The organism is Agrobacterium sp. P15N1-A (genome assembly GCF_044626815.1).
Classification (GTDB): Bacteria; Pseudomonadota; Alphaproteobacteria; order Rhizobiales; family Rhizobiaceae; genus Agrobacterium; species Agrobacterium leguminum.
The window spans coordinates 91,364-114,573 of record NZ_JBIUPF010000010.1; the positions used below are offsets into that span (position 1 = coordinate 91,364).

General features: G+C 61.3%; 27 protein-coding genes and 3 pseudogenes. 14 read left to right on the forward strand and 16 right to left on the reverse strand.

Going from position 1 to position 23,210, the window contains the following annotated elements:
* Nucleotides 1-110: 110 nt before the first annotated feature.
* From ACIK7D_RS25810 to ACIK7D_RS25830, 5 genes are all read right to left on the reverse strand, one after another.
* The gene (locus ACIK7D_RS25810; RefSeq protein ID WP_400157896.1) at nt 111-497 is read right to left on the reverse strand and encodes a hypothetical protein; all 387 of its coding nucleotides are present in this window, start codon (nt 495-497) and stop codon (nt 111-113) included.
* 242 nt (nt 498-739) lie between these two features.
* Nucleotides 740-1,516, reverse strand: coding sequence for a VWA domain-containing protein (locus ACIK7D_RS25815; protein WP_400157897.1), 777 nt, complete (start codon nt 1,514-1,516; stop codon nt 740-742).
* On the reverse strand, nt 1,513-2,514 hold the full coding sequence (locus tag ACIK7D_RS25820; protein ID WP_400157898.1) for a hypothetical protein: 1,002 nt from the start codon (nt 2,512-2,514) through the stop codon (nt 1,513-1,515). Before ACIK7D_RS25820 ends, ACIK7D_RS25815 begins: the two co-directional genes overlap by 4 nt.
* A 10-nt stretch (nt 2,515-2,524) precedes the next feature.
* On the reverse strand, nt 2,525-3,217 hold the full coding sequence (locus ACIK7D_RS25825) for a TerD family protein (protein ID WP_400157899.1): 693 nt from the start codon (nt 3,215-3,217) through the stop codon (nt 2,525-2,527).
* Nucleotides 3,218-3,239: 22 nt separating this feature from the next.
* A complete protein-coding gene (locus tag ACIK7D_RS25830; protein WP_400157900.1) occupies nt 3,240-4,283 on the reverse strand; it encodes a toxic anion resistance protein in 1,044 nt (347 codons plus the stop codon).
* Nucleotides 4,284-4,585: 302 nt separating this feature from the next.
* Here ACIK7D_RS25830 and ACIK7D_RS25835 point away from each other — a divergent pair, with 302 nt between their 5' ends.
* The 4 genes from ACIK7D_RS25835 (at nt 4,586) to ACIK7D_RS25850 (ending at nt 8,361) form a co-directional block, all read left to right on the forward strand.
* Nucleotides 4,586-4,825 carry a DUF2171 domain-containing protein gene (locus tag ACIK7D_RS25835; RefSeq protein ID WP_400157901.1) on the forward strand — a complete coding sequence of 80 codons (240 nt, stop codon included), beginning with the start codon at nt 4,586-4,588 and terminating at the stop codon, nt 4,823-4,825.
* Nucleotides 4,826-5,079: 254 nt separating this feature from the next.
* Nucleotides 5,080-7,707 (forward strand): heavy metal translocating P-type ATPase, encoded by a 2,628-nt coding sequence (locus ACIK7D_RS25840; protein ID WP_400157902.1) that lies wholly within the window; start codon nt 5,080-5,082, stop codon nt 7,705-7,707.
* 8 nt (nt 7,708-7,715) lie between these two features.
* Nucleotides 7,716-7,838, forward strand: a complete 123-nt coding sequence (locus tag ACIK7D_RS25845; RefSeq protein ID WP_400157903.1) for a hypothetical protein — start codon at nt 7,716-7,718, stop codon at nt 7,836-7,838.
* 22 nt (nt 7,839-7,860) lie between these two features.
* Nucleotides 7,861-8,361, forward strand: a complete 501-nt coding sequence (locus ACIK7D_RS25850) for a copper chaperone PCu(A)C (RefSeq protein ID WP_400157904.1) — start codon at nt 7,861-7,863, stop codon at nt 8,359-8,361.
* A gap of 72 nt (nt 8,362-8,433) precedes the next feature.
* Here the strand turns inward: ACIK7D_RS25850 and ACIK7D_RS25855 are convergent, their stop codons facing one another.
* Nucleotides 8,434-9,690, reverse strand: coding sequence for a DUF882 domain-containing protein (locus tag ACIK7D_RS25855; protein ID WP_400157905.1), 1,257 nt, complete (start codon nt 9,688-9,690; stop codon nt 8,434-8,436).
* Between the two features lie 233 nt (nt 9,691-9,923).
* On the opposite strand from ACIK7D_RS25855, the gene ACIK7D_RS25860 reads away from it, so the two are divergent.
* Entirely contained in the window at nt 9,924-11,249 is a 1,326-nt protein-coding gene (locus ACIK7D_RS25860; RefSeq protein ID WP_400157906.1) for an Nramp family divalent metal transporter, read from the forward strand.
* 249 nt (nt 11,250-11,498) lie between these two features.
* Here the strand turns inward: ACIK7D_RS25860 and ACIK7D_RS25865 are convergent, their stop codons facing one another.
* The 3 genes from ACIK7D_RS25865 to ACIK7D_RS25875 form a co-directional block, all read right to left on the reverse strand.
* The gene (locus tag ACIK7D_RS25865) at nt 11,499-11,915 is read right to left on the reverse strand and encodes a helix-turn-helix domain-containing protein (protein WP_400157907.1); all 417 of its coding nucleotides are present in this window, start codon (nt 11,913-11,915) and stop codon (nt 11,499-11,501) included.
* Between the two features lie 167 nt (nt 11,916-12,082).
* A complete protein-coding gene (gene lspA, locus ACIK7D_RS25870; protein WP_400157908.1) occupies nt 12,083-12,595 on the reverse strand; it encodes a signal peptidase II in 513 nt (170 codons plus the stop codon).
* On the reverse strand, nt 12,592-13,188 hold the full coding sequence (locus ACIK7D_RS25875; protein WP_400157976.1) for a L,D-transpeptidase: 597 nt from the start codon (nt 13,186-13,188) through the stop codon (nt 12,592-12,594). Before ACIK7D_RS25875 ends, lspA begins: the two co-directional genes overlap by 4 nt.
* Nucleotides 13,189-13,416: 228 nt before the next feature.
* Here ACIK7D_RS25875 and ACIK7D_RS25880 point away from each other — a divergent pair.
* A pseudogene (locus ACIK7D_RS25880) lies at nt 13,417-13,930 on the forward strand (cytochrome c oxidase subunit 3).
* Here ACIK7D_RS25880 and ACIK7D_RS25885 read toward each other — a convergent pair.
* Nucleotides 13,917-14,438: a transposase gene (locus ACIK7D_RS25885; protein WP_400157909.1), complete on the reverse strand. Its 522-nt coding sequence runs from the start codon at nt 14,436-14,438 to the stop codon at nt 13,917-13,919. The pseudogene ACIK7D_RS25880 and the gene ACIK7D_RS25885 sit on opposite strands and share 14 nt — an antisense overlap.
* A gap of 146 nt (nt 14,439-14,584) precedes the next feature.
* A pseudogene (locus tag ACIK7D_RS25890) lies at nt 14,585-14,857 on the reverse strand (IS110 family transposase); the annotation flags it as partial.
* A 207-nt stretch (nt 14,858-15,064) separates the two neighbouring features.
* Here ACIK7D_RS25890 and ACIK7D_RS25895 point away from each other — a divergent pair.
* Both ACIK7D_RS25895 and ACIK7D_RS25900 read left to right on the forward strand, forming a co-directional pair.
* A pseudogene (locus ACIK7D_RS25895) lies at nt 15,065-15,333 on the forward strand (cytochrome o ubiquinol/quinol oxidase subunit IV); the annotation flags it as partial.
* Nucleotides 15,334-15,385: 52 nt separating this feature from the next.
* Nucleotides 15,386-15,766: a hypothetical protein gene (locus tag ACIK7D_RS25900; RefSeq protein WP_400157910.1), complete on the forward strand. Its 381-nt coding sequence runs from the start codon at nt 15,386-15,388 to the stop codon at nt 15,764-15,766.
* A 55-nt stretch (nt 15,767-15,821) separates the two neighbouring features.
* On the opposite strand, the gene ACIK7D_RS25905 is transcribed toward ACIK7D_RS25900, so the two are convergent.
* Together ACIK7D_RS25905 and ACIK7D_RS25910 are read right to left on the reverse strand one after the other, a co-directional pair.
* Entirely contained in the window at nt 15,822-16,427 is a 606-nt protein-coding gene (locus ACIK7D_RS25905; protein ID WP_400157911.1) for a transglutaminase-like cysteine peptidase, read from the reverse strand.
* 73 nt (nt 16,428-16,500) lie between these two features.
* Nucleotides 16,501-16,749, reverse strand: a complete 249-nt coding sequence (locus ACIK7D_RS25910; protein ID WP_400157912.1) for a hypothetical protein — start codon at nt 16,747-16,749, stop codon at nt 16,501-16,503.
* A gap of 164 nt (nt 16,750-16,913) precedes the next feature.
* On the opposite strand from ACIK7D_RS25910, the gene ACIK7D_RS25915 reads away from it, so the two are divergent.
* The 4 genes from ACIK7D_RS25915 (at nt 16,914) to ACIK7D_RS25930 (ending at nt 19,711) form a co-directional block, all read left to right on the forward strand.
* The gene (locus ACIK7D_RS25915; protein WP_400157913.1) at nt 16,914-17,198 is read left to right on the forward strand and encodes a hypothetical protein; all 285 of its coding nucleotides are present in this window, start codon (nt 16,914-16,916) and stop codon (nt 17,196-17,198) included.
* Between the two features lie 201 nt (nt 17,199-17,399).
* Nucleotides 17,400-18,491 (forward strand): hypothetical protein, encoded by a 1,092-nt coding sequence (locus tag ACIK7D_RS25920; protein ID WP_400157914.1) that lies wholly within the window; start codon nt 17,400-17,402, stop codon nt 18,489-18,491.
* 3 nt (nt 18,492-18,494) lie between these two features.
* Nucleotides 18,495-18,656 (forward strand): hypothetical protein, encoded by a 162-nt coding sequence (locus tag ACIK7D_RS25925; RefSeq protein WP_400157915.1) that lies wholly within the window; start codon nt 18,495-18,497, stop codon nt 18,654-18,656.
* Nucleotides 18,657-18,835: 179 nt separating this feature from the next.
* Nucleotides 18,836-19,711 (forward strand): FAD-dependent oxidoreductase, encoded by an 876-nt coding sequence (locus ACIK7D_RS25930; protein ID WP_400157916.1) that lies wholly within the window; start codon nt 18,836-18,838, stop codon nt 19,709-19,711.
* Between the two features lie 12 nt (nt 19,712-19,723).
* On the opposite strand, the gene ACIK7D_RS25935 is transcribed toward ACIK7D_RS25930, so the two are convergent.
* Genes ACIK7D_RS25935 through ACIK7D_RS25945 form a run of 3 tightly spaced genes read right to left on the reverse strand, consistent with a single transcriptional unit; the run spans nt 19,724 to nt 21,788 of the window.
* The gene (locus ACIK7D_RS25935) at nt 19,724-20,647 is read right to left on the reverse strand and encodes a cation diffusion facilitator family transporter (protein ID WP_400157917.1); all 924 of its coding nucleotides are present in this window, start codon (nt 20,645-20,647) and stop codon (nt 19,724-19,726) included.
* A gap of 35 nt (nt 20,648-20,682) precedes the next feature.
* Complete coding sequence (locus ACIK7D_RS25940) at nt 20,683-21,351, reverse strand: DsbA family protein (RefSeq protein WP_400157918.1); 669 nt, start codon at nt 21,349-21,351, stop codon at nt 20,683-20,685.
* A complete protein-coding gene (locus tag ACIK7D_RS25945; protein ID WP_400157919.1) occupies nt 21,348-21,788 on the reverse strand; it encodes a disulfide bond formation protein B in 441 nt (146 codons plus the stop codon). Before ACIK7D_RS25945 ends, ACIK7D_RS25940 begins: the two co-directional genes overlap by 4 nt.
* A gap of 265 nt (nt 21,789-22,053) precedes the next feature.
* Between ACIK7D_RS25945 and ACIK7D_RS25950 the strand changes: the two genes are divergently transcribed.
* Together ACIK7D_RS25950 and ACIK7D_RS25955 are read left to right on the forward strand one after the other, a co-directional pair.
* On the forward strand, nt 22,054-22,629 hold the full coding sequence (locus ACIK7D_RS25950) for an SCO family protein (RefSeq protein WP_400157920.1): 576 nt from the start codon (nt 22,054-22,056) through the stop codon (nt 22,627-22,629).
* Between the two features lie 248 nt (nt 22,630-22,877).
* A complete protein-coding gene (locus tag ACIK7D_RS25955; RefSeq protein WP_400157977.1) occupies nt 22,878-23,189 on the forward strand; it encodes a L,D-transpeptidase in 312 nt (103 codons plus the stop codon).
* Nucleotides 23,190-23,210 lie beyond the last annotated feature (21 nt).

The window sequence follows — 23,210 nt, forward strand, 5'->3', positions numbered from 1 at the left end:
GACGGATGTCTGGATCGCGTCCTCGGGTCAAAATTGATCGCCATTGGATCTGCGCAGACGCACACACGCGTCCCGCACAATCTGCAGGCAGTTTCAAAAATGGTTTGAGATCAGGCTTTCGGAGGTCGGGCCGGAGGCTCGACGAGCGCGGACATCAGTTGCGACGTCGGCAGGAGGTCGTAGCGGTGGGACTGCCATTTAACGGCGAACGACCAACCGTGGCTGCTATCAGGGGCGTGGGCCAAGATCGAGGTCGTGCAGACCAGGGCCAGCGGGCATCCTTTGGTGCAATCCGGCTTGACGGGCTGCTCGTCCGGGCAGCAGGGCATATCTTTCGCCATCTGCATGCCGGGCATCGCGCTGGCCATACCCTTCATCGTTGCGGCACCCGAAGACGCCATAGCACTGCCGGCCAGCCCGATGCTCATCGGACCGATAACGATCGCGAGCATGGCGACAAGCAGAAACAGACGATGGACGGTCCGCAGGATGGTCATGGTGCAATTCTGGCATGCTGTCGCGACGATTGGAAGTGGGGTTCACGCAGATGTGCGCGCCCTGGGATAAGGACGCCCTTGGTCGGCCGACAGCCGCGGGCCTCGTTTCATCATTAGCTTGCAACAATCCTGCAAGAGGAGGTCCTGTTTCAGGAAATTCCGGAGACCACTGGACGGGTTGCGCTACTTGGAACGGCCCGACGTGAGGGTGTTGTGCCGGATCTTGGAATGCAACAGTTCGTTCAATGATGATCTTCTTCGCCCTCATGCTCGTGCTTCAGCCACGAGCATAGTTCGGCTGGCAGAAGCTTCTCGTAGGCGTCGTCGCCGCCGACGAACCGGCCGAGATCCTTCGCGCTCACGAAGCCGACGTTGGGAAACTCTTCGGCAGCTTCGCGCAGGAACTTGAACTCGTCGTCGCCTATCCCAATCATGACATAGTAGATCTGGGACTCGGCATGCTCGGCCTCCGACAGGAGCCGCCATGCGGCATCATGGTCAGAGTTCATCCCGTCGGTCAGGAAGTAGTTGATCGCCGGAACGCCGGATCGCGTCTCCTCGCCGAACGTGTCGCGGGTCTGGCCGAAGATCATGCCGAGAAGGCCGCCTGCGTTCCGCTCCTCGAGCAGTCCGTAGGCCATCAGGTTGGATCGGATCACGGGCTCGTAGTCCGTCCCTCCCCAGAGGATCCGCTCCAGCGCCGGGTTTTCGGTGATCTCACGGCGTACGTAGCCCTCATACGTCGAGGAAGTCACGGGCTTCAGCGAGGCCATCCGGTCATCGCTGGAGAAGACCCATGTGTCGATGCGCCCATCCTCATCGAAATAGAGGGCCACCGGCAGCACCCGCTCGAGAGCCGACTGGACTATCCCGCTGTCATAGAGGCCCTTCATGGATCCGGATACGTCGATGTTCAGGCCCACCTGTGCCGGAATCCGCTCGTGGATGCCCTGCTTTTCAAGAACGAACCCAACCCGGCGAACCTCCTCCTCCGGCTTCTCCAGTCTGAACGTGGTCATGTCGTGTTCCTCTGTTTGAGAATGTTCACAATCTTCTCGTAGTGACGGCGAACGCCAGAGAGCTCGTAGCTGCGCCCGTCGAGCCGGGCGGCAAGGGCTGCCGCGCACGCGGTCTGCCAGGCGGGGAGCTCGGCATCGACGATCTCCTCCGCGAACTTTCGTGCCGCGCCAATGGTGGAGACCAGCGTCTCCAGGATCTGCGCGCCGACGGTCACTGACGAAAGGGTGCTGGCGAGCGCCGTCAGTCTGACCTCGAGCGCATCCTTCTGGGATATCAGATGCGGGTTTCCGGGCGCGACAGATGATGCTGCGGCGTCCAGGTGCCGGATGAGAAAGCGTCCTGCAAGGAGATGGGCCTGGAGCGCGACAGTCAGCGTCGTCATTCTTCTCTTTAGCACCGCCCCCTCGCGACCCAGATCCCGATAGTCTGGAAGTCGCTCCTTCAGGGCTGCCGCATTTCTTACGACGGAGGCAGTTCCCTCTCTGAAGGCCTGCGGCGAGGCTGACCGCGACAACGCCGCCCTGATCCCGCTGATCAGGCCGCGATCCGTAGAGAAGAGCCTTTCAGGATCCAGCTCTTCGAGTTGGCGGAGTAGCTCGGCAGACAGGCGCTTCGCCTCGATCAACCGCTCGTTCCCTGCAAGCACAAGCTGCTGCTCTGCAAGCCTGCCGTGAAGCTCCTGCAGCGCCGTCCCGAAACGGACGACGTCGTCGAATTCATGGTCATCGAAGTTGATCGAGTTCACGATCCGCAGTGCCTGCGCAAGCTGTGCTTCAGGTGCGTCGGGCTCGATGGCCCGCAGGTCGGCTGTCGTGCACGGGATGCGTTGCCTGACGATGCCTCCGCCGATGATGCGGGGCTCGTCCGCGGGCGGCTCCGGACGGCGCGGCGATCCGAACAGAACCCTGGGCTGCCCGGTCGACGCGGAGGGTTCGGACACCTCCTTGCCGAACGGCACCTTCGGACCGGATCGCCAATCTTCGTCCGCTGCCGACACGCTTCTTCCTCTAGCTGAGATAGGCGTTGATGACTTCGCCAAGGCCCGCCGTCGATCCCGCGCCGACGGCGTGGAACTTCCATGAGCCGTCGGCCTGCTTGAGGAACGAGGCGACCTGGATGGTCGTCAGGCCCGCGAATTCCGATGTGAGCTGATAGCGGCAGAGTTCGTCGTCCATGGCGTCGCAGACTTCGATGTATGCATTCTTGACCTTGCCGAAGTCCTGGCGCTTGCGCTCCGCGTCATGGATCGTCGCCCAGACTGCGAGCTCCGACACATCCGCCGGGAGCCTTGCCAGGACGATCTTGAACTCCTCGCGGAAACCCTCGCCGTGATGCCCTTCATCCCCGTCGCCATCGTCCTCCTTGTGCGCCGTGCTGCCGCCGCGGCCCGTCCGGTCATCGCGCTCGTGCCACATTGAGCCGTCCTCGGTCTCGAACGAGCCGTCCGGGTTCTTCCTCAGCGAGCCTTCCGCGTTGGAGGGGCCGCGCACGAAGGCGTAGCAGAGGGCGTGGGAGCCGTCGTTGTAGAGGCGGGCCCGGGCAGGATCACCACCCGGGTGCACGAGCGCGAAACAGTGGACGTCGAGATCGAACGCCGGTCCCGAACCTTCAGGCGGATCCCAGACCAGGCCCGAATGCACCAGCTCCATCTCCTTCCGAATCTGAAACGACTGCCCCTTCGAGAGGTTGAAAGTGGCCATGCGCTGCCTGCTCCGTTTACTTCTACTGGATTGGTCTGTCGGTGACGATTGCGCGCGCCTCTTCAAGCTTCGCTCGGGCCGCCGCGTAACGCTGCTTGTTCTTCTCTCCTTCGGCGACAACTTTGTCGGCGATCGAACGAAGGCGCTTTGCGGTGCCCAGCACGAGTTCGGCATCCGCCAGACGGTTGTCGCCGGAGGCCTTGGTGGCGCTCACCGACACGTCCTCGAGAACGTCCATCCCGTACTGCTGAAGCGAAGCCCTCAGTTCGCGCCGCATCTCATTCATCTGCTGGATGGACTGCATCTGGAAGAGGACGTGCAGCCTGATCAGGACCGACTTGATGTCGTTGAACTCCGCGTTCGCCGACGAAACCGTCTCGGCAAGTGTCGCGAGCGCGGCGCCACGGGCGATGCCGATCGAGTCGAGGTCGGAAGGAGCCTTCGCGTAGGCGTTCTCGAGGACGAGCAGCCGATTGCGGAAGATGTCGAGCTTCTGTGCATGATCGCGCGCCGTCTGGACCCGGAGCGGATCCCCGCTGGCGGCCTCCTTCGTCAGACGATCGAGATCCCGTTCGCCCGTCTCAACGATCTTCCGCCCCGCCGTCACGAACACGCCAAGCGAGACGATGGACTCCCTGTACGCATCGGCGAGCTGGCTCATCCGGGAGACCTCGCCGACGAGCTTGGCGCTCTCCTCGTCGACCTTCGCCTCCATGGGCTTCACGAGATCCGAGAGCGTTTTCGCCTTGCTCTGAAGCATGCCCCGGATCTCATCCGACACCCGCTTCAGCCGCTCGGCAGGGTCCCTCAGTCCGATCGACATCAGCAGTCGTTCGATGAAGCCTCCCTTCAGTTTCTCGCGAATGTCGGCCTCGAGCGCCTGCAGATCGGCGCCCTGCACGCCGTCGCGGATTGTCCGGAACAGTTCGAAGAGGATCGGAGACTGGGCGTTGGTAATCTGGGAGAGGATCGCATCGAGCTTCGCACCGAAGCCCGAGACGGCCTCCTGTCCGAATGTCACCAGGGTGCTCGCCTCCATGGCGGCGAGGGATGTGCGCTCTGCCACAGCCTCCGCCTCCACCAGCCGTTCGGGCGCAAGCGCCACCTTGACCGTGGAAAGAGGGCCGCCTTGCGGAATTGCAAGCTGGTTCGAAGTGGCTGTCGTCGTCGCGAGTTCGTTGGATATGGCCGTACCCTCCTCCTGGCTGCGGGGCGGAATGTAGCGCTGCCGCTCCGGCGAGGCAATGGCAGGAAACGTCGCTGTTCCACTGGTCCGTCAGGTGATTTCGGCCGCATCCCGACGGGACCTTCGGAACGATTGCCCTTTGGTGACGTTTCCTGTGCCAACCACAATGAAGGAGAAATACGATGGTTTCTGCAAGCGAGATTCAAGAGCACATGGAAGTCAGATCGCTGGATGGCGAGCACGTCGGGACAGTCGATCATCTCGAGGGGAGCGACCAGATCAAGCTGACGAAGAACGACTCTCCGGATGGCGAGCACCATCATCTCATTCCCATCGACTGGGTCGACCACGTTGACGCCCACGTCCATCTCTCCAAGAATGCGTCCGATGTTCGCGCGCAGTGGACGCATGCCGCGAACTGAGAACGCATAGTCAAAGCGGATCGGCGTCATTTCCGGATCCGCGCGCCGGGAGCTTCAAGCGGTGGTCCTTGAACAGGCCGCCGCTTCTGCTTTGTTTCGGAGGCAGTCACTCGAGCTTTCTCGTCACCTCAAGCTTTGCTGCTGCAGTCTCTCGGGCACTGAACTGTGGGGCAATTTGGAACTCCCCTGATTTTTTCCTTGCACCTCTAGCAGCTAGAGGTCGTAAGGTCGCCTCGACAACGAGGACTATGCTCATGAATGAAGCGGTGAAGACAAGGTTCAGAGTCGACGGCATGGATTGCGCGTCGTGCGCGAGCAAGATCGATACGGCGGTCAGGCGCATGCCAGGCGTTGCGGATGTTTCCGTTTCCGTCACTGCAGGCACGATGACGGTTACACACGGCGCTGATGCCGACATCGGCGCGATCAGCCAGAAGGTATCCGGTCTCGGCTACGCGGCGAGTGCGATCCCGGCGAAGACGGCGAAGGTGCCGGAAGTGCCAGCGGCACACGAACACGGGCCGAACTGCTCCCATGACGACCGTGACCACTCGGGTCACGATCATCACCACGACCATTCGCACGGCGGCGAGCCACATTCACATGATCACGAAGGCCATGATCACGATCACGCAGTGCATGGAGACGATGGTCATGGCGCACCCCTGGCTTCGGCTCTCCAGTCCTCCAGACAGGCGCGCTTCCGGGTCGGTGGAATGGACTGCGCATCCTGCGCAAGCAAGATCGACACCGCGGTCCGCCGACTGCCGGGCATTGAGGATGTCGGCGTGTCCGTCACCTCCGGCACGATGACCGTCAAGCATGCGGCTACGGCCGACCTGAAGGCGATCGAGAAGCAGGTTTCCGGCCTCGGCTACACGATCGCGCCGATCATACCGACAGCGAAGGCTGCCGCCGCCACGCACTCCGCAAGGCACGATCACGCTGGTCACAGTCATGGATCGGGCTCGTCCGAAGCCGAGATCGAGGGCCTGCACGGTCACGATCATGGGCCGACCGAAGGTCCCTGGTGGCGCAGCAAGAAGGGCAGGCTGACCATCCTTGCGGGAGCCGCGCTCGTCGTCGCCTATGGCATCGGCCATCTGTTCCCGGCGATCGAGACCTACGCTTTCATCGCCGCAATGCTGGTCGGCCTCGTGCCGATCGCGCGCCGTGCGATCATGGCCGCAATGGCCGGAACCCCGTTCTCCATCGAAATGCTGATGACGATCGCCGCGGTCGGCGCGCTCATCATCAACGCCACGGAGGAGGCGGCCGCGGTCGTGTTCCTGTTCCTTGTCGGCGAATTGCTCGAAGGGGTCGCCGCGGGCAAGGCGCGCGACAGCATCAGGTCGCTGACCGCGCTCGTGCCGAAGACAGCGCTCCTCGAGGAAAACGGAAAGACCCGCGAGGTTCCGGCGGAAACGCTTGCCGTCGGATCCGTGATCCTCGTGCGGCCCGGCGACCGCATTTCAGCGGACGGCGTGATCGTGGCTGGCGAAAGCTCCATCGACGAGGCTCCGGTGACGGGTGAGAGCGTACCGGTCCGCAAGGTGGTCGATGATGCGGTGTTCGCCGGGACGGTCAACGGCGACGCGGCTCTTCGCATCCGGGTCACCGCCGCCGCCGAGGACAACACCATCGCCCGCGTCGTCCGGCTCGTCGAGGAGGCGCAGGAGTCCAAGGCTCCGACCGAGCGCTTCATCGACCGCTTCTCCCGCTACTACACCCCCGGCGTCGTTCTGGTCGCGGCCCTCGTCGCCGTCATCCCGCCGCTCCTCGCAGGCGGGGATTGGGGCGAGTGGGTCTACAAGGGTCTCGCGATCCTGCTGATCGGCTGCCCGTGCGCTCTCGTCATCTCGACTCCGGCCGCCATCGCCGCATCGCTTTCCGCAGGCGCGCGCCGCGGGCTGCTGATGAAGGGCGGCGCTGTTCTCGAAGGTCTTGGAAAGCTGACGGCGATCGCGTTCGACAAGACCGGAACGCTCACCGAAGGAAAGCCGAAGGTGACGGACATCGTACCCTTCGGTCGCGGCGGCGAGGAGGTGCTCCGGCTTGCAGCCGCCTTGGAGGGTGGCTCCAGCCATCCCCTGGCGGTCGCCATCCTGGACAAGGCCAGCGAAGACGGTATCGAAGCTCCGGCCGCCAGCGGTTCGAAGGCGCTCGGCGGCAAGGGGGTGACGGCGATCGTCGACGGCGTCGAGGTGTTCCTCGGGTCTCCGAAGGCCGCCGCGGAACGGGTCGCCATTCCGATAGCGCACTCGAAAAGGATCACCGCTCTCAACGACGAGGGAAAGACCGTTTCCGTCCTCCTCGTCGGCGACGTGCTGGCAGGTGCCATCGCCATGCGTGACGAACCACGCGCCGATGCCGTGGCGGGCCTCAAGTCCCTTACGGATGCCGGGATCAAGACCGTCATGCTGACGGGGGACAACAAGCGGACTGCGACTGCGATCGGTGCTGGTCTCGGCATCGAGGTCCGTGCGGAACTGATGCCTGAGGACAAGCAGCGCATCGTCGGCGAACTCAAGAAGGAGGGCTTCGTCGTCGGCAAGATCGGCGACGGCATCAACGACGCTCCTGCACTGGCCGCCGCCGATGTCGGCATCGCCATGGGTGGTGGCACGGATGTCGCGCTTGAAACCGCGGATGCGGCAGTTCTGCACGGGCGGGTCGGCGATGTCGCGCTAATGATCGATCTCTCGAAGCGAACGATGCGCAACATCTTCCAGAATATCACCATCGCGCTTGGCCTCAAGGCGGTATTCCTGGTAACGACCGTCATGGGCATCACCGGTCTCTGGCCGGCGATCCTTGCCGACACCGGTGCCACCGTCCTCGTCACGATGAACGCCTTGCGCCTGCTGCGGCCGATCCGCTGAGACCCGAAATGCTCAGAAAGATCGTGTTCGCAGCGATCCTGGCCATCGTCGCCATGTCGGTCGTGTTCAGCATGATCGGCGTGCTGTCTGTCTGGAACCCCATGGAGCTTTTCCAGTATGGGCGTAGGTAGCCCGCGCAATATGGAGACCGAAATGAAGAACGTCATCAGGATCGCGGCTCGAGCCGCCTTGTTCGCAGTCGCGATACCGATCGCCGGTTCGGCCTCGGCGCACGACTTCAAGGCGGGAAGCCTCGAACTCAAGCATCCTTGGTCCGCCAAGGCTCCTCCGGTAGCACCCGTGCTCGGCGGCTACGTAACGATTGTGAATTCGGGACCGGAACCTGACCGCCTCGTGGGCGGCACTTCGTCCGTGGCAGAGCGTCTCGAGGTCCATGAGTCCTCGATCGTCGATGGTGTCGCCAGGATGCGTCTCGCCAAGCAGGGGATCGAGATCCCGGCGGGCGCGACACTGAGCCTGCAGCCGGGCGGAGCGCACATCATGCTCGTCAATCCGAAGCAGCGGCCTGCCGAAGGAGAGAAGTTCAAGGCGGTCCTGCTGTTCGAGAAGGCCGGACCCGTCGAGGTGGAGTTCGTCGTGCAGAAGCCCAAGTCTGGCTCCGACGACGAACATTCCGGACATAAAACGCCGTAAGACGCTGCCGGCGTTTTCGACGGCCGGAAACGGCGGAGCGGTTCAAGTTTCGCTACTGGGAACCTGATGGATTTAGCCATCGGACCAGAAACGCCCGTTGTCGAACTCTTCTGCGGATGCGGTCGGGAGCGGTTCGTCCATGCGGTTTCGATCGTGGTCCAGAACGAACGTCCGGCGGACAAGAAGCGGCGCGGACATTCCTGTCGAGCTCCCGGGAGGCGACAGGGCCCATACGGTAAGCACGTCGTCGCGATCGAATTCGCCGTCCGGATCAACTGCGACGGTATCTATCCGGAGCCTTGCGATTGACCTGGACGGCTCCCTCAATGCGGTGCGCTTTGCTGGCAGCGATGTCTCGCGCATCGCCGAGGCGATTGCTGCACGGTCGATCGATGCAGTTTCCACGGTGGACTCGGCAACGGCCTGCGAAGGCCGGAATGCCGGGACCGGTGCAGAGATCGAAGCGAGATCGATGAAGGACGGCGTTGGAGTCAGGCCAGCTGGCTGTGGGCGGGTCTGAAACTCAAGCGCGCGCTCCGCTCTGCTCCTGGTGGTCGGAAGCATGGCAGTCAGGAGGCTGCTGCCGGACGATCCCGCGTCATCGTCGTCATCGCCTGCCGTGCTGGCTATTCGGATGGAGTTCGGGCCGACACGTCGTCGGTAGTCGGCGACCGCCTGCTCGTAGCCAGGCAGGGGACGACCATCCGCAGGCAGGTGCATCGTGTTCCCGTTCGGAAAGATCCTGGCAAGTTCCTGCCGGGACATTCGCGGCCACGCCCGGACGCTACCCACGTCGAGATGGACGAATGGCGATCCCGATGTGGGGTAGAACCCCACGCCGCCGATCTGCATCTGCATCGCAAGCGCGCGGAGCGTCGCTAGCTTCACGCCCGGGAGGTAGAAGTCCATTGCCTTGCCGAGCATGTGCTGGCTGTTCTTGGCGACGCCCGTCACGCGGGATCGGTTACGGAGCATGTTGTTGGTGGCGGGCGATCGATACGCGGACACGATGTGGATGTAGTCCTGCGCACCGCTGCGGTCGTACACCTCCCAGACAAGGTCGAGAAGGCGGGGATCCATTCGGGCTGGCTCGTTCCTCCGCCAGTCCCGCAGGAACTGGTTGATCTGCGCCAGACCTCTGGGGTCGAGCTTGCCGTCGCGCTTGAATGTGATCGTCGCCCGCTCGCCCGTGTGCGTGAAGAAAAGCTTGAGAGAGCGATCCTCCGCTGCTGCGGCATACGCCGATCCGACAAAGGCAGGCAGGGCGAGCAGAACGGCGGTTGCGGCCCGGATCGTCCAGCGCCGCGCTCCTGAGAGCAGGGCAGCCATCGACGGGCAGGATGGCTTTGGCACAGTTACAAACACAGACACAGTATCCTTCGGAAGGATTCGACGCAGAATGCGCGGGCTCGCTTGCCGAGAATTATGGTCAACAATTCGCTAACAAGCCGTTGACGGCGAGGACGGCTGAAATTTTCGCAATTCTATTGCCAGGCCGATTTCTTTATGCGAATGATTTGCAATTGCAATTATAGCCGATGCTAAGAAGTATGGAGAGGCGAATGGATCAGCATGTCTCGGGGTGGCGGCAGGCGTCTGGGGACCCTTCGCTGTCGGATGTCCACCGCACCATCAAGGTGTCGAGCGCACCCGGATCGATGAGAAGGGCGATGGCCTTCTTCGGGCCCGGCTATCTGGTCGCCGTCGGCTATATGGATCCCGGCAACTGGGCGACATCGCTCGCGGGTGGCTCAAAGTTCGGCTACGCGTTGCTGACTGTCGCACTGCTCTCGAACATCATGGCCATCGTTCTGCAATCCCTTTGCGCGCGACTGGCGATCGCCTCCGGGAGGGATCTGGCGCAGGCTTGCCGGGACGCGTTCCCGAAGCCCGTCGGGCTGATGCTCTGGCTGCTGGCGGAGACCGCCATCATCGCGACCGACATCGCTGAGGTGATCGGAACCGCGATCGGTCTGAACCTGATCTTCGGGATACCGCTCGAGCTCGGTGTCATCATCACGGCACTCGACGTGTTCCTGATCCTCTATCTTCAGAAACTGGGCTTCAGGTGGGTGGAAGCGCTCATCATCACGCTGCTCGGTGTGATCGCGGTCTGCTTCACCATCCAGATCGCTCTGGCGGATCCGGACTGGGGACAGGTGATCCTCGGCTTCGCGCCGACCACCGAAATCGTCACGAACCCCGAAATGCTGTACCTCGCCCTTGGCATTCTCGGCGCGACCGTCATGCCTCATAACCTGTATCTCCACTCGGGGATTGTGCAGACACGCGCGTACGGACACACGCTTCCCGAAAAGCGCGAGGCCTTGAAGTTCGCGACGATCGACTCGACGGTCGCCCTGATGTTCGCACTTCTCGTCAACGCCTCGATCCTGATCCTCGCGGCCGCGACCTTCCACACCAGCGGCCGCACCGAGGTCGCGGAGCTTGGCGAGGCGCATAATCTGCTGGCGCCTCTGCTGGGTCTGGCTGTCGCCCCGACCTTGTTCGGCATCGCGCTGCTGTGCTGCGGGATCAACTCGACAGTCACCGCGACGCTGGCCGGGCAGATCGTGATGGAAGGCTTCCTGAACATTCGTCTTGCGCCCTGGCTGCGCCGCCTCATCACCCGCGCGATCGCCATCATTCCCGCGGCTGGCGTGACGATCGCCTTCGGAGACAGTGGAACCGCGCAGCTCCTGATCCTGACCCAGGTGGTCCTGAGCCTGCAGCTATCCTTCGCCGTGTTTCCGCTGGTCATGTTCACGTCCGACCGCCGGAAGATGGGAGAGCTGCGCGCTCCGGTCTGGCTCACCGCGTTTGCCTGGCTGATAGCCATCGTGATCGCGGTTCTCAATGTGAAGCTGCTGGTCGACTTCGTTCTTTAGGCCTCAATACGCTGGAAGGCCGAAGCACATGAAGACGACCGAAGGACGTGCTGGATGGCGGATCGAAACCGGTCAGCGCTAGATGCCCCGTAAGGACAGATCGCCTGCACCGCGCACCATGCTGAGACTGATCTCGATCCTTTGGATCTCGCGTCGGCTAATCCTGGCGACGCTCGTCGCTGGCCTGATGACGGGAGGACTCGTCTTCGGAGCCTGACGCCGGCAAGGAAAGACCGGACCGCGATCACCTCAATCATGATCGGTCGAGCAGAGATCGTGGTTCGCGAGCGCTCGGATGACGTAGCAGTCGCGGACCTGGTTCGTATGGCAGTGGGTCGAGATCCGCTCCAGCTCGGCCTCGAGCTTCTTCAGGCGCTCGATCTTCTGGCGCACTTCGACGAGCTGCTCCGCCGCGATGCGGTCGGCTTCCGCGCAAGGCTTTTCCGGATGCTGGCTGAGGTCGATGAGTTCGCGGATCGCCTCGATCGTCAGGCCGAGCTCGCGTGCGTGCTTGATGAAGGACAGCCGCTCGCGCTCTGATTTCGAGTACCTGCGCTGATTGCCTTCCGATCTTTCCGGGTGCGACAGAAGGCCCATCTGCTCGTAGTAGCGGATGGTCGGAACCTTCACGCCCGTCGTCCTCGACAGGTCACCGATCGTCAACATGATAATTCTCCAGTCATGAGATGCAACGCCCATCCGTTGCGCGTCTTTATAGTTTTTTGAAGACTTGAATCCATCGAGAGATGCCTCCAAAAGCTCTCGGACCTTAGATGTGACCATCCCGGAGGTTAATTCAAGACTGAATTCAACAGCATTTCTGCGCTTGGAAGTCATGTGCTGGCCGGTGAATTGGTGTGCCTATCCCGGCGAAATGAGATCGCAACGAGTATGAAGGCACCGCAGACGATGAATACGTCCGCCAGATTGAAGGCTGGCCATGACCAGCCAAAGGCGTGGAAATCAAGATAGTCGGTCACGCTTAGGTTCAAGAAGCGGTCAACGACGTTGCCGCTGGCGCCGCCTGCCACTACCGTGATCGAGACGCGCTCTGCGATCTTCTTTGTCATGACTGCCCACATGACCAGTCCGAGGACTATCACACCCTGAAGCAGCGCGAACAGGCGCGGAGCGGATCCCATCGTGTCCGCGAGAAGTCCGAAGCTGACACCCGAGTTGTATGCCAGCGTAAGGTTGAAAAACGGCGTGACGGGGATAATCCGTGGTGGGTTCATCAACTCGCTGACAACCAGATGTTTGACGGTCAGGTCTATGACGCACAGGGCGACAACCCAGATCACAACAATGGCCAGCCTGGCTACGATCCTGCCGCGGGACATCTTCATTCGCTTTCCCGCCTCAAGACGACGATCCGCGCCTTTGCCGGAACCCTCTCATACAGATCCATCACATCCTGGTTCAAGAGCCGGACGCGGCCTGAAGAGACGGCATTGCCGATCGATCGCCAATCCTTTGTTCCGTGAGGGCGGTAGAGGGTGTCCATGCCGTTCTGGAAGATGTAGAGCGCCCTGGAGCCAAGCGGGTTGTCGGGGCCGGGTGCCTGTCCACCATTGCCGTAGCAGTACTTCCGCAATTCCGGCTGTCTAGCAATCATCTCCGGTGGAGGTGTCCAGCGAGGCCACTTCTGCCGCCACTGGATCACGCCTTCGCCCGCCCAAGTGAAGCCAGCACGACCAATGCCGATACCATACCTCATTGCCATGCCGGCACCCTCGGTGAGATAGAGAAACCTGCTGCGTACATCTCCGACCACTACACCCTCAGGCTCGCCAGTCAGGTTTTCAACACGCTGACGGTAATACTTCGGGTCAATCTTTCGGAAGGGAATCCCGGGAAGACGGTAGCCTTCGTCCGTTCTCGCAGCGTAGCGAGCCACTAGCTCACTTTCGCTAGGATCGGATCGGCCCCCGGAGGGCATCAGAGGGACTATTGTTCGACGTTTTACGAGTCCCGATCTGGTCATGTATGTCCTCACCCGGACGACGCGTTTGTGCCACCCGCTTTGCTGATTAGACGCGGGGTGTACGATCTCTAGCAGCTTGAGGTTCAAGCCGAAGATTTCACAGAAATCGAGATCTCAACGAATTGTGTAGGTTCGTGATCTGCCGCTGATCAGCCTCATGGACAAACCTTGGCTGTCCTGACGATGATCTTCGTGCAGATCGTCGGGTTCTGGCTGTACCTGATGAGTGATTGCCTCATCTTCGCGCGTCTCTCTTTGCAACATACGCTGTTCTTGGCGGCAATTATGCTGCCGGGCCCGCACCTGCCGATCTTTTCGATCTCAAGCTTATCGCCGTTGCGACGACGATTTTGCTCGTGTCGTCGATCACCTATGGCGTTGCGATGATCCGTGCCGAGAGCAACGCCAAGGGCGGGACACTGTTCTGGCTGGGGATAACGGGGTTGCTCGGCCTCGAAGCCTACGAATTCTACCACCTGATCGCCGAGGGCGCCGGTCCGCAGTGGTCCGCTTTCCTGCCCTCGTTGGCACGCACGGATTGCACGTCACCTCCGGGGTCGTCTGGCTCGTCGTACTCATGGTTCAGGTCTCGAAGTTTGGCCTCACTCCTGAGAACCATCGACGGCTGATGTGTCTATCGATGTTCTGGCACTTACTGGCAACTGTATTACGAGAGTTATTTTTCAAGTTGTTCTGAAGGTGGTTTTGTCTCTGAAAATGGCGTTTGCGATAACGAGCAGTTTGCGGGCGATGGCGATGATCATGACCTTGAACGGTTTGCCTTTGGCCTGCATGGTTTGAATGAGGTATGCGAATGGCGATCTCATTCTATAGGCGACAAGGGCTGCCATGTAGAGGGCATCGCGCACGCGCTTTCGACCGCCTTGGATATGGCGCTGGCCCCGATGGATGCCGCTATCGGCATTGAAGGGAGCAAGTCCTGCAAGGGCTGCCATGCCGCCAGGAGAGCTGTCGCCCAGCTCCGGCATGTGAGCCATGAGCGTGAGCGCCGTCACCTGACCGACGCCGGGGATCGAGCGAAGCCTGGCGCTTTTCTCATCCAGCGTCGCGTTTGCCCTCACGTGCAACTGGCACGCTTTTTCGATCGCTGCGATCTCGGCATCGAGCCAGCCAAGGTGGCGCTCGATGCTGTCCCGTTCCCACGGGTCTGCGGTATGAAGGCGCACACGTTCCTGCTGACGCATGGCAACGAGCTGATCACGGCGCGTATGCAGGGTCTCGAGCCGCTGACGGCCCGGGTCGGGTGTGTATTGACGGGTGGTGAAAGCGTCCTACCCATGCGCGAAAGCAGTCGCGCATCAATGCTATCGGTTTTGGCAAGCTGGCCGGTGGCTCTTGCAAAGTCGCGGGCTCTGGCTGGATTGACCCGGCAATAGGGTCGTTGCCACCTTTCCAATGCCGTGCACAGGAGCCGGTCGTAGCGTCCGGTTGCTTCCAGAATGACGCGCGCCTCACGTCCCTCAAGAGTGGCAAGCCATTCATCAATGGCTAAGACAGTGTTGGCGATGCGGATGTATTTCTGGGTTGCGGCGTCGAAAAGATCGAGATGTGCTTTTGCAACGTCGCATCCGATGTAAACAGGGTGTACCATGGCAAGCCTCATCCTGTGCTACGAGGTCCGCGCTCACGGCCTCTGTCAACTGTTCAGGTTGGGATTATCAAGAGCGGGCGGAGGCCAAAGCCAGCAAACGGTCTCAAACGACCAGGACCCCGACGGCCTTCCGCCCGCACCCTTATACCATAACTCCAATACACAGGATCTCATCTGGATCGGTGTCTTCTCCGTGGTCTATCTGATGGGAGTTGTCGCATGACTTCGAATTCTTCGCACAATGGCGCTCACGAAGAGCATTCCGGTCACCGCTCCGGTCATGGGTCCCTAAGGAGTTACATGACGGGCTTTGTCTTGTCGCTCATTCTGACAGCCATCCCGTTCTGGCTGGTGATGGGCAACGTCATCGAGAGGAAGACGTTGACGATCGCGGCGATCATGCTTCTCGGCGGCATCCAGACGGTCGTCCGATCTACTTCCTGCACATGAACAGCCGCTCAGAGGGAGGGTGGACGATGATGGCGCTAACAAACGAGAAGTCCGGAAACCGTCAGCGGGACTATCGGGGCGGATGTGATCTTGGGAAACCGCTATTCAACCACCATTGGCGAACAGATGCCGTTCTTTCTCGTAACTCACAGATCGTTCGTTGAAACCGACAGCGAGCAGAGCGCTGCCGTTAAGGCTCTCGAAAAACTGGACAGGGGACGAAAGCTTGAATTCGAAGTTAAGTTCGATGAAGCGACCACCACGCGTGTGCTTGTAGAAAGGGAAACGAATGATCCGAAACTGCGAGAGTTCGATCCGCCGTCACCTGACGTGGAGCAGACGGATCAGCGACTAAGCGAGAGCTTATCTAGGTCAACGACGCCGGAACGTCCGAGCGCTCGGACGACCATATTGGTCTCGATCTTTCTAGGTGGACTTGTTCTGGCCACGTTCCTGATTGGGGCACTGTAGTCTGGTGGCTTAGCCTCGCCAGGGGCTTGGCCGACCTCGAAGCGGCCGCTGCTGACTAGCGGATGGCACTCACGGCGACTGTGTCGCGGCCGTCATTGATCTTCACCCATTTGCCCGGATCGGCCGAGTCCTGACGCTTGATATAGGTATACTCGGTTTCAGACCATATCCTGATTTCGGCGCGAAGGTTGTCGAGAACGAAGTCTCCCAACCCTGATCGCACCGTCAGAACAGCGTGACCCGAGCCGTTCGGCTGTAGCACCACAGTGATCAGCAGGTTGGAGGCGGAGAAGCCGCGCTCGATCAGAAGCTTCCGTTTCTGAAGAACGAAGTCCTCACAGTCGGCTGCATCGACCGGATAGGTCCAGTACTCCTCCACGCCATACTGATCCATGTCCGTCATTGCCGGGATCAGGTTGACAGTGCGGTTCACGCCGACGAGGCTGCTCCAAGTTTCTGGCGTCAGCTTCATCGGTCCGCGATCGATTGCACCTGGACGGCACTCCCTGGGATAGCGCTCGCAGGACTCGAAGTGACCGATAGGCTGGGATGTCGGACCTGCGAGGGGCATGGCATCCAAGTATGCCTCTTCCGGCTTCCGGGAAACTCCCATCGAGATCGTCGCTATGGCAAGCATTGTCACTAGAAGCCTGAAGGTCATAAGTCATCCCCGTCTTGTTGGATGACTTATCGATATCGGGTGCCACCATCCGGCAAAGAAATTAGGTGCAATTTTATCGAGGTGTATCGAAATCTCTCGCTCTCCTGCGCGATCTCCAGTCACGCAGCGAAAGATAGGCTTCAAGGCCGATCCACCCGCCGAACCCTATGGAAGCGACGAAGCTGATCATTGCCACCAGACCATCATGGCCAGCGGCCCAGCAGGGCAATTCGAACACCAGCTTGATGAGGATGAACCCCATCAGCGAGAAGACAACGATGAGGCCCAAGGCCTTGAGAAAACTCGGAACTAAGGAACCCATGGGTCCGAATTTATTTGCGACGCCCCACACGGGGAAATCAACTGTTGTTGTAGCGGGTTCCCTATTGTGAAAGGGGCTTGAGGTCCGTGTTTATTCAATTTAAACCATGATCAAGTTATTGGATGACCATGCCTCCGTTCGACCGACCTCTGCGTATCGTCTGCATGGTGCTGCTGCTGGCAGTGACCGTGACGGGATCGTTCGGCTCGGTCTTGCGTTTCAGCAACTCTGATGTTGCGACGATCGCGAGTGTTGTCAGCAACGGTGTCGAGCTCGCCCTTGGCCATCAGCAATGCCAGCATCCTGTTGAGCATTCCCACGGCATCCTCCCGTCCCTGGATGATCGTACTTCCTCAAGAGAGTACGTGAATGCCGCGTACGCGGCTGCACCCGACACGAAGAACCGCGAGATGGGTAACAGTCTGGTCGATCCGCCGCCCCGGGGTTGATCTATCATATCGTGCTATGCCGAAGAGCGAGATCCGCCTGCGGTATGGCCAAGCCGCATTCGGCCTCTTGCACCTCAAGTTACTTGAGGTCTTATCTTCCGGCCACTTCTTCGGCCGTCGAGGCAGCGGATCCTCGAGATCCTGGATTGTGCGTGCGGCTTTGTGATTCGACATCCTGATATCTACGCACCGAGTGGCGAAATGAACTGGTTCCGGAATTCGAAATTTAGGGTGCGCTCGATCGCACAGAACATCCTTCTCGGAGCGGCGGCTTGTGTCGCGCTCTCTGGCTGTGTAGCCGCGGACATGGCGCTTGATAGCCTTTCGAGCGCGGCACCGCAGGTGTCTGGCAAGATGCTCGCGGAGATGTTCAAGAAGGGCATGAAGGCGGAAAGCCCGGTGCTTGTCCGCATATTCAAGCAGGAGAGCGAGCTCGAGATCTGGAAGATCAACCAGACGGGACGCTACGCACTGCTGAAGACCTATCCGATGTGCAGGTGGTCTGGAAAACTCGGCCCGAAGATAAAGAACGGTGACCGTCAGGCTCCGGAGGGCTTCTACCATGTCTCCGCAGGCATGCTGAACCCGAAATCGCAGTACTATGTCTCCTTCAATCTCGGCTACCCGAATAGGCTTGAGAGTGCGCTCGGCTACACGGGGGAGGCCCTCATGGTGCACGGCGCATGCTCCTCCTCCGGTTGCTACGCGCTCACCGACCAGGGCGTGGGCGAGATCTATGCCATCGTTGCGAAGGCTCTCTCATCCGGACAGGACCGGTTCCAGGTCCAGGCGTATCCCTTCCGCATGACCGCGGAGAACATGGCGCTTCACAAGGGCGACCCGAACATGCCGTTCTGGCGAACCCTGAAGGAGGGCTACGACGCGTTCGAGATCACCCGGCAGCAGCCCAGGGTCTCGGTCTGCGGTCGCCGCTACATGTTCAACACCGAGTTCTCCGGTGGCGAACCTCGCGATCCTCTCGCGGCCTGCCCGGCGGTCTCCACCCCGCCGGATCCGCAGCTCATGGCGCAGTTGGCCGCCGAGAAGAAGAAGGTCGACGACGCGATGGCGGACAGCGGTGACACCTCTGCAGTGTCGGCCTACGTGGACGGCGGCATGCACCCGAGCTTCCGCGCGCTTCTGCAGAAGGATGGCGCGGACAAGCTCGCCGCCCGCATATCGAGCATCAAGTATCCGGTCAGCAGGCCGGATGCGGCCCTTGCGGACCCGTTCAAGGAGATGAAGAAGCGCTCCGGGACTGGCGCGCTCGCCGACGCCCCGGCGGGAGACTAGGCGATGGCGCAGCCTGATGAACGCATGCGCAGGATCCGGCGCAACAACTGGATCGTGTTCGCGATCCTCGCCGCGTTCGTGGTCGCGGTGTTTTCCTACAGCTTCCTGCATATCGGCCGGGAGGCGAGGCCAGATCCCGCCGCTTCCGCGCCCGCGCGTCCGTAGGCGGTCTCAGACGATGTCGATCGATGCCGGGCAGGCGGGTCTCGCCGCAGCACATGCGCTGGAGGGTGCGGGGATGACGTTCCTGATCGTCGATGCCTCGCCCGCGGTCGGGGATAGCTGGCGGCAACGCTACGACGGTCTCACGCTCTTCGCCACGGAGCATCAGCGCGCTTCCCGGAATGCCGCTTGTCGGCGATCCGGACGGATACGCAACGAAGGACGAGTTCGCCGACTATCTCGCTCGCTATGCTGCGAAAAACGGCTACGAGGTCATCAGCGGCACGAAGATCGTAAGGCTGCTCCGGGTCGGCAGGCTGTTCGAGGCCTTCACGGCAGACGGCCTCATCATAACCAGCCGGGCCGTGATCGTCGCCACAGGATCCTTTCCCGTGCCTCGGATCCCTTCGCTTTCGCGCACCGTCCCCATCTCGGCCGACCATCTACACGTCGCGGACTTCCAGAATGCGGATTCCATTGCCGACGGAGCCGTCCTTGTCGTGGGTGATGGCGCGAGCGGACGCGATGTCGCCCTTTCGCTTTCTGCCACCAGCCGCGTCCTGCTTGCCGGGGGCCGGAAGCGGCGGCTGCTTCCCGAAAGGATACTCGGCCGAAGCGTCTGGTGGTGGCTGGAGCGGTCCGGTCTGCTCCGGGCTTCCGCGAGCAGCTTCATCGGCAGGCGGATGCGCGAGGCCGACCCGTTTCCACGGCGTGGCAACGATGACCAGTCCCTTGCAAGGGCAGGAGCCATCCGCAGACCGAGGCTGACAGGGTTCGACGGAGGAATGGTCGTGTTCGAAGACGGTTCCACGGAAGAGGTCCGAACGATCGTGTGGGCGACAGGGTATGTCGACGACTTCCGCTGGATAGAGATAGAAGGCGCGACCGGAGGCAATGGCGACGCGATCCATCGGGAAGGCGTCTCTCCGGTGGGCGGCCTCTACTTCGTCGGAAGAGCCTGGCAGCGTAACCGGGCATCCGGCCTCATAGCGGGTGTCGGAGACGATGCGTCCTTCGTCGTGGATCATCTCCAACGACATGGCAGACGGGAGCGGTAGCCACGCCCGGCGCTAGTCCTTGTCCACGTCGTGGCCGATGACCTTCGCATCGGGATCGCACCTGTCGTCTGCAGTCTCGATTTCCAGGGTGCAGTGCCCGATGCCGTGCTTTTCAAGGAGGAGCTTCCTGACCCTGCGCTTCATCCTCGCGACCTCGCGGTTGGAGGGGTCGGCCACGACGATGTGGGCTTCGAGCGCGTTGTGTCCTTCGTCGAGCGCCCAGACGTGGACGTGATGGACATCCTCCACCCCGTCGGCGGAACGCAGATCGAGCACGACCTGGACGACATCGACGTCCTGCGGTGTCGCCATCATCAGCACGCGGATCGAACTGCCGATCTCCGTGAACGCCTGCCAGAGGATGTAGCCGGCGATTAGAAGGGTGATGGCGGGATCGATCCAGGTCCATCCGTAGATCAGGACGACAGTGCCCGCGATGATGACCCCGACCGAGCCAAGTGCGTCGGACACGTTGTGCAGGAATGCCGCGCGGATGTTCATGCTGTTCTTCGACAGAGCGTAGGTGAGCATTGCGGTGACCACGTCGATCACCAGGGCGATGGTCGCAACGATGACGACGATCCATCCCTCGATCGGCTCCGGCGTGATGAAGCGCATCACTGCTTCATAGAGAAGGTAGAGGCCGATCACGATCAGCGTCGTGTAGTTGATCAGCGCGGCGACGATTTCGGCGCGGACGTAGCCGAAGGTCATCGTGTCGTCTGCGGGTCGGCGCGAGATCCTGCGCGCGCCATAGGCGATCACCAGCGACGCCGCGTCGCTGAAATTGTGGAGCGCATCCGCGATCAGCGACAGGCTGCCGGAGACGATGCCCCCGGCGATCTGTGCGAAGGTGAGGAGCACGTTGACGAGGATCGCCCACCAGATGTGCTTGTCGCCAGCATCTGCTCTATGATCATGATGGTGTCCGCTCATGCGGTCGCTTTCCGTGCACTTATCTTGGATGGCTCTTACGAACCCGGCTTGGTCGCATCGATTTCCGCCTTCACGAGGTTATAGAGTCCTTGTGGACTGAATTCGGTGAGTGGCTTGCCGTTCACGAAGAACGTCGGCGTCTGCTCGACATTGTTCGCGCGGACGTCGGCGATGTCCTGGGCGAGGACGGCATCCACCGACGGAGAGGCTGCGTCCTTTCGTGCCTGGTCGAGGTTCAATCCTGCCGAGGCGGCAGCCTGCCACGCCTTGTCCAGATCCGGAGCGCCATGCGCTGCCCAGACGGGCTGCTGCTCCAGCAATGCCTCCAGAACTGGCTGGAAGCGGTTCTGCCTGCGCGCGGCCTCAAGTATCCGGACAGCCTCGTCCGACCCCTTGTGAAGCGGTGTGTAGCGAAGCACCAGGCGCACGCTCGAGCCCGTCTGGCCCATCATCTGCTTCACGATCGGATAGAATGCTCGGCATGCCTCGCAGGAAGGATCGAAGAACTCAACGATCGTGACAGGGGCCGCAACGGGACCCATGACAGGCGAGTGCATCCGGACGAGCGTGTCGTTCGATGGCGTGGACGCTGGTGTCGTGGCGGGGGCGGGGGCAGGCGTCTTGCTGCCGTAGAGGGCTGCTCCGCCTGCGAAGATGGCGATGGCGACCGATGCCGTGCCGAAGACGAGGGCGCGTCTGTTCATGATGTGATTCTCCGGCGTACGATGAGAAGAAGGATGATGATCGCGGTGAAGGCCGCAAGCGAGACGAGAGGGATCGGCAGGGCTCCGAAGACGACCATGCCGTCGCCCGAGCAGGACGGTCCCTGTCCGCACGGCTTGATCGCGGTCGGGACGATCTTGAAATAGAGGAGGTTGTGGAACGCCGCGATCAGCCAGCCGATGGCGGCGAGCGGCGCGGCGTAGAACCAGGACCGTCCATCATTCCGATAGGCGGCGACTGCAAGGAGGATGGCTAGCGGAAACATGAATGCCCTCTGGTGCCAGCAGAGATCGCATGGTGCCTGCCCCATGACCTCTCCGATGAACAGCGCTCCCAGGGTCGAGCCAAGTGCGATGATCCACGCGCCGAATATGGGAAGCCATGTCCCATCGCTTGATTGCACCTCGGTCCTGACCATTCGTTCTCCTTGAGATTCCCGCCATTGTGAGACCTCTAGCAGCTTGAGGGTCAAGGGCTGGTTGCACGGTTCAGGTCACTTTTCCAATGTTCCTGCGTACTTGCAGGGGCTGTGTCACTTCGGCGCGGAAATGAAGGTTGCCGCATAATCGCCCTTGAACCTCAGGCTACTAGAGGGATTAGAGCTATGCTCGAACGATTCTAGTAACTGCGAAACAGGAGCTCGCATGAAAGGCCTTCGGATTTTCCGGATTGTCGTATGGTGCATGGTCGCAGCCGTCGGTGCGGGACTGCTCGTCTTCGGCAACGTGCTCCCATTGCGCTCCGGCAGCGATGCCACGGACACGTCGACCCCGGCGATCGGCAAACCCTTCGAGCTCCTCTCGCATCGGGGAGAGGTGATCAACAACGCCGCTCTGAAAGGCAAGCCCTACCTGGCGTTCTTCGGCTTCACCCACTGTCCGGACATCTGCCCGACAACCTTGTTCGAGCTAACCGACCTGATGAAAGAACTGGGACCCGTGGCCGACAAGTTCAATGTGGCGTTCATCACCGTCGATCCCGAGCGGGACAGCAAGGAACTGCTGGCTGAGTATATGACCGCCTTCGATCCGAGGATCATGGCGCTGCGCAGCAACCCGCATCAGACCGAGGTCGCGGTCAAGGCCTTCGCCGCGTATGCGAAGAAGGTTCCGACAGAAGGCGGCAACTACACGATGGATCATACGGCCGGGGTCTATTTGATGGACGCGAACGGGAACTTCAAGGGTACGCTCGACATGCACGAACCCCGCGAAACCCGCCTCCACAAGATCCGCAATCTCGTGGCGGGGATGGGTTGAGCAGGTCGACCCCAGTCCGTTCAGGTCAGATATCGCAGACGACTGACGAAATATATGGAGCAGAAGGATAGCCAGGTGCATTCATGATAATCGGTAGGTGCCGCGGTGACCGCTCTGGCAGGCTGCTCGACGACTGCGCGCGAAGCGGTACAGCCAGTTGCGGTTCCATCTGAAGATCCTGCACTTGCTTCGATCTATGGACCCAGCCCGATGAACAGTTTCCGCTCCCTGCGGTCCCGTACCAAAAGATCGACAGGCGACATCATCGGCAGCTCGTAAGCGACCCGACGGGCGAGCGCCGGGGAAACCCTCGTCGTCGCGAATGGCGGCATGGAGCCGGGCCCAGCAATTTGCCCGGCGCACGCGCCCTGTACATCTCCCAGAATGGCGAAGACACGTTCTACCGCATCCACGGCTCTTCGAAATGGTGGAGCATCGGAAAGGCCGTGTCGTCCGGTTGCCTTTGGATGATCAACCATGACGTCGTCGAGCTGTACGCCCGGGTGCCGGACAGGGCGACGATCATGGTCGCGAGCCTTCCACGTCGCGCGGTGGTATGAAGCAAGATGAACGGGTCGCCG

Excerpts from the sequence above, each read along its gene's own strand:
- ACIK7D_RS25810 (WP_400157896.1), bottom strand. The coding sequence starts at position 497 with ATGACCATCCTGCGGACCGTCCATCGTCTGTTTCTGCTTGTCGCCATG.
- ACIK7D_RS25815 (WP_400157897.1), bottom strand. The coding sequence starts at position 1,516 with ATGACCACGTTCAGACTGGAGAAGCCGGAGGAGGAGGTTCGCCGGGTT.
- ACIK7D_RS25825 (WP_400157899.1), bottom strand. The coding sequence starts at position 3,217 with ATGGCCACTTTCAACCTCTCGAAGGGGCAGTCGTTTCAGATTCGGAAG.
- ACIK7D_RS25835 (WP_400157901.1), top strand. The coding sequence starts at position 4,586 with ATGGTTTCTGCAAGCGAGATTCAAGAGCACATGGAAGTCAGATCGCTG.
- ACIK7D_RS25840 (WP_400157902.1), top strand. The coding sequence starts at position 5,080 with ATGAATGAAGCGGTGAAGACAAGGTTCAGAGTCGACGGCATGGATTGC.
- ACIK7D_RS25845 (WP_400157903.1), top strand. The coding sequence starts at position 7,716 with ATGCTCAGAAAGATCGTGTTCGCAGCGATCCTGGCCATCGTCGCCATG.
- ACIK7D_RS25850 (WP_400157904.1), top strand. The coding sequence starts at position 7,861 with ATGAAGAACGTCATCAGGATCGCGGCTCGAGCCGCCTTGTTCGCAGTC.
- ACIK7D_RS25855 (WP_400157905.1), bottom strand. The coding sequence starts at position 9,690 with ATGGCTGCCCTGCTCTCAGGAGCGCGGCGCTGGACGATCCGGGCCGCA.
- ACIK7D_RS25860 (WP_400157906.1), top strand. The coding sequence starts at position 9,924 with ATGGATCAGCATGTCTCGGGGTGGCGGCAGGCGTCTGGGGACCCTTCG.
- ACIK7D_RS25865 (WP_400157907.1), bottom strand. The coding sequence starts at position 11,915 with ATGTTGACGATCGGTGACCTGTCGAGGACGACGGGCGTGAAGGTTCCG.
- lspA (WP_400157908.1), bottom strand. The coding sequence starts at position 12,595 with ATGAAGATGTCCCGCGGCAGGATCGTAGCCAGGCTGGCCATTGTTGTG.
- ACIK7D_RS25875 (WP_400157976.1), bottom strand. The coding sequence starts at position 13,188 with ATGCCCTCCGGGGGCCGATCCGATCCTAGCGAAAGTGAGCTAGTGGCT.
- ACIK7D_RS25885 (WP_400157909.1), bottom strand. The coding sequence starts at position 14,438 with ATGCGTCAGCAGGAACGTGTGCGCCTTCATACCGCAGACCCGTGGGAA.
- ACIK7D_RS25905 (WP_400157911.1), bottom strand. The coding sequence starts at position 16,427 with ATGACCTTCAGGCTTCTAGTGACAATGCTTGCCATAGCGACGATCTCG.
- ACIK7D_RS25910 (WP_400157912.1), bottom strand. The coding sequence starts at position 16,749 with ATGGGTTCCTTAGTTCCGAGTTTTCTCAAGGCCTTGGGCCTCATCGTT.
- ACIK7D_RS25915 (WP_400157913.1), top strand. The coding sequence starts at position 16,914 with ATGGTGCTGCTGCTGGCAGTGACCGTGACGGGATCGTTCGGCTCGGTC.
- ACIK7D_RS25920 (WP_400157914.1), top strand. The coding sequence starts at position 17,400 with ATGAACTGGTTCCGGAATTCGAAATTTAGGGTGCGCTCGATCGCACAG.
- ACIK7D_RS25925 (WP_400157915.1), top strand. The coding sequence starts at position 18,495 with ATGGCGCAGCCTGATGAACGCATGCGCAGGATCCGGCGCAACAACTGG.
- ACIK7D_RS25930 (WP_400157916.1), top strand. The coding sequence starts at position 18,836 with ATGCCGCTTGTCGGCGATCCGGACGGATACGCAACGAAGGACGAGTTC.
- ACIK7D_RS25935 (WP_400157917.1), bottom strand. The coding sequence starts at position 20,647 with ATGAGCGGACACCATCATGATCATAGAGCAGATGCTGGCGACAAGCAC.
- ACIK7D_RS25940 (WP_400157918.1), bottom strand. The coding sequence starts at position 21,351 with ATGAACAGACGCGCCCTCGTCTTCGGCACGGCATCGGTCGCCATCGCC.
- ACIK7D_RS25945 (WP_400157919.1), bottom strand. The coding sequence starts at position 21,788 with ATGGTCAGGACCGAGGTGCAATCAAGCGATGGGACATGGCTTCCCATA.
- ACIK7D_RS25950 (WP_400157920.1), top strand. The coding sequence starts at position 22,054 with ATGGTCGCAGCCGTCGGTGCGGGACTGCTCGTCTTCGGCAACGTGCTC.